The following is a 2,851-nucleotide window of genomic DNA, read 5'->3' as shown; positions in this document are numbered from 1 at the left end:
GCGATGATGAAGTGCCGCCGCCCCCAGAGCTGACGGACGTACTCCAGGAGGGACGGCCGGGCGCCGCTGACCGTGAGGCCGTACCGGGCGGCCAGGGCCGCGAGGTCGTCCTCGGCCGGTGCGGGGCCGGCCGCCGCGGGGGGCGGTGTGTGGAGGGCCTGACTCACATCCGCTGCTTTCGCTAGGGGGAGGGGGGCAACGGGGTCCGACGTCGGGACGGGACCGTATCGTCGTAACGGGAGCGTAGGTCGAAAACACGTCGGAACGCAACCGTTTCGTCGATACGATGGCGGCCTATGCTGGTCCGCATGACGACGAACGCAGACGAGCCCCAGCCGCGTCCGCGCCGCCGGGCCCCCGCGGGGGCCGCCGTACTGCGGGAGGACGTCACGGAGGCCATCAGGGCGGCGGTCTTCGAGGAACTCGTCGCCGTCGGCTACGCGCGGATGTCGATCGAGGGAATCGCGCGCCGCGCGGGCGTCGGCAAGACCGCGGTGTACCGCCGCTGGCGTTCCAAGCTCCACCTGGTCCTCGACCTGGTGTCCGCGATCGCCGTCCAGGGACTGCCCGCGCCGGACACCGGCTCCCTGGAGAGCGACCTGCGTCTGCTGTACGAGGTCACCTCCCGCGCCCTGCGCCACCCCGTCGCCTCGCAGGTCCTCCCCGACCTCCAGGCCGAGGCGGCCCGCAACCCCGACATCGCCGAGGCCCTCCAGAAGGCTCTCCGTGAAGGTCAGGACGGGGTGGCCAAGGGCATCGTCACCGCGGCCGAGACCCGTGGCGAACTCCGTCCCGGCATCGACCACGCCCTGGCCCTGGACCTCATCTCGGGCCCGCTCTACTGGCGCTCGGTCGTCATCCGCAACCCGAGGCTCCCGAAGGGTTACCTGGCTGCCCTGGCGAAGGCGACGGCCCAGGCCCTGACAACCCTCTGACACACGACGAGGTCGGTTCGCCGCATCCGGCACGGTGGCCAACCACGCGGCCACGTCCCTCAACTCCGGCGCCCGCAGCACTCGCTCCCCGAGCCGGACATGGGGGACGTGCGGGCGGCGCGGGGCGCTCTCATCTTCGGTGCCGCAGGCGCCCCAGCCGGCCGCGCAGTACCGGGAGGACGCCGCCCACGCCGGTCGCCACACGGAGTGCCAGGGAGCCCGAGTGGGTGGCGTACGGGCGTACGAGGACCACGCCGTGCCGGGTGCTCGGCAGCGCGCCGCGGCGCAGCAGGCCCGGGCCCGCGAGGGCGTGGGCCGTGACGCGGCGGGTCGAGCCGTCCCGGAAGCGCAGCCGCAGCCGCAGGTCCCAGGCGCCCGTGCCGAGGGTGGCCAGCCGGTCCGGGCGCAGGGGCGTCTCCGCCGTCCAGGTGCCTTCGGCGGACACCCGCAGCGGCACCGTACGGCGCACCGACGCTCCGTTCCGGTCCCGGTGGCGCCACTCCACCTCCACCTCGGACGGCCCCGCCTGTGCCACCGCGCCGTACAGCTCGTGCAGGCGCAGCCGCAGGCGGCGCGCGTGGGGGCGCAGTTCCGCGTCCACGGCGAGCGGAAGCCGGTGCGCGGGGCGGTCGCGCAGGGAGTCCAGGGTGATCGCGGGCAGGTCGGACGACCAGCACGGCGTGCCGTCCTCCGCGCGGGCGTACGGCGGGCGGAGCCGGGCCGGCCGGGCCGCCAGCTCCCGCAGGCGGGGCAGGTCGCGGGGCTCGGGGGAGGCCATGACGACCCGCGCGATCAGCCGTCCGGGGGCCACCGGGTCGCGGGTCCGGTCGGCGGCGTCGTACTCCGCGAGGAACGCCCGGGTGTGCGCCCACCACTCCCGCCGGTACTCCTCGTCGCGCAACGGCAGCTCCCTCGCGTACATGCGCAGCTCGTGGTCGAGGAACTTGGCCCGGACCCTGCGGGCCAGCCGTTTCTCGCCGGCGTCCAGCAGGATGCCGTGGGCGGTGCGGCACGCGTGGGTGCGGGAGCTCCAGTTGGCGATGCCCGCGCGGTCCAGCGAGATCGACAGCTGCCGTGCGGAGCGGCGGACGTGCCAGACGTACACCCGGTCGGGGACCAGGGCGACGCGCGGGGCGGCGGCCCACACCCGCGCGGTGAAGACGATGTCCTCGTAGGGGAACCGGCCCTCGGGGAAGCGGATGCCGTGTTCGCGCAGGAAGGCCGTGGCGTAGAGCTTGTTGACGCAGAGGGTGTCGTGGACCAGGCGCGGGCGTCGCGCCGGGTGGGCGAGCAGGGCGGACGTGGCGTACAGGCCGGGCTCCCACGGCGCCTCGCGGCCCGACGGGAGCTCACGGCGTACGCACAGACCGCCCGTGACCTCCGCGCCCGTCCCGCTCGCGGCCGTGAGCAGCGCGTCGACCGCGCCGGGCGGCAGGACGTCGTCACTGTCCAGGAACATCGCATACGGCGTTCTCACCGCGTCCAGCCCGGTGTTGCGCGGGGTGCCACAGCCGCCGCTGTTGGCGGGAAGCCGGATCACCCGCAGCCGGGGCTCGCCCGCGGCCATCCGGTCCAGCAGGCCGACGCTGCCGTCGGTGGAGCAGTCGTCGACGGCGACGACCTCGTGCACGGCGGGCCCCTGCGCGAGGGCCGAGCGCACGGCGTCGGTCACATGAGCGGCGTCGTCGTGGCCGATGACCACGACGGAGACCTGGGGGCGGTGGGGGCGCATGGCGTCCTCGAGGTGCTATGGGCTGTTTGTCGGTGCTGTGACCATTAGTACCCTGACCCGGCCCTGCGGTCCCCGGGGGGGGGGGGGGGGGGGGGGGGGGGGGGGGGGGGGGGGGGGGGGGGGGGGGGGGGGGGGGGGGGGGGGGGGGTGGGGTATAGGGGAGAAATGAAGAAAGGGAGAGGAA

At 75.0% G+C, this 2,851-nt stretch carries 2 protein-coding genes and 1 pseudogene; 1 reads left to right on the top strand and 2 read right to left on the bottom strand.

The features are described from left to right. Positions 1-167, bottom strand: a pseudogene (locus ACZ5C2_RS38525) (ABC transporter permease); the annotation flags it as partial. A gap of 129 nt (positions 168-296) precedes the next feature. Between ACZ5C2_RS38525 and ACZ5C2_RS38520 the strand changes: the two are divergent. After that, on the top strand, positions 297-935 hold the full coding sequence (locus ACZ5C2_RS38520) for a TetR/AcrR family transcriptional regulator (RefSeq protein WP_468801615.1): 639 nt from the start codon (positions 297-299) through the stop codon (positions 933-935). A 130-nt stretch (positions 936-1,065) separates the two neighbouring features. On the opposite strand, the gene ACZ5C2_RS38515 is transcribed toward ACZ5C2_RS38520, so the two are convergent. Beyond that, positions 1,066-2,667, bottom strand: coding sequence for a glycosyltransferase family 2 protein (locus tag ACZ5C2_RS38515; RefSeq protein WP_468801613.1), 1,602 nt, complete (start codon positions 2,665-2,667; stop codon positions 1,066-1,068). Between the last annotated feature and the right edge of the window lie 184 nt (positions 2,668-2,851).

This window comes from Streptomyces sp. NPDC031365 (genome assembly GCF_055569765.1).
Note: the sequence above shows the minus strand (reverse complement) of the source record. Positions and strands in the feature narration are given on the sequence as shown.

What these genes read in the sequence shown, in the direction of transcription:
- ACZ5C2_RS38520 (WP_468801615.1), top strand. Translation starts at nt 297, where the DNA reads ATGCTGGTCCGCATGACGACGAACGCAGACGAGCCCCAGCCGCGTCCG.
- ACZ5C2_RS38515 (WP_468801613.1), bottom strand. Translation starts at nt 2,667, where the DNA reads ATGCGCCCCCACCGCCCCCAGGTCTCCGTCGTGGTCATCGGCCACGAC.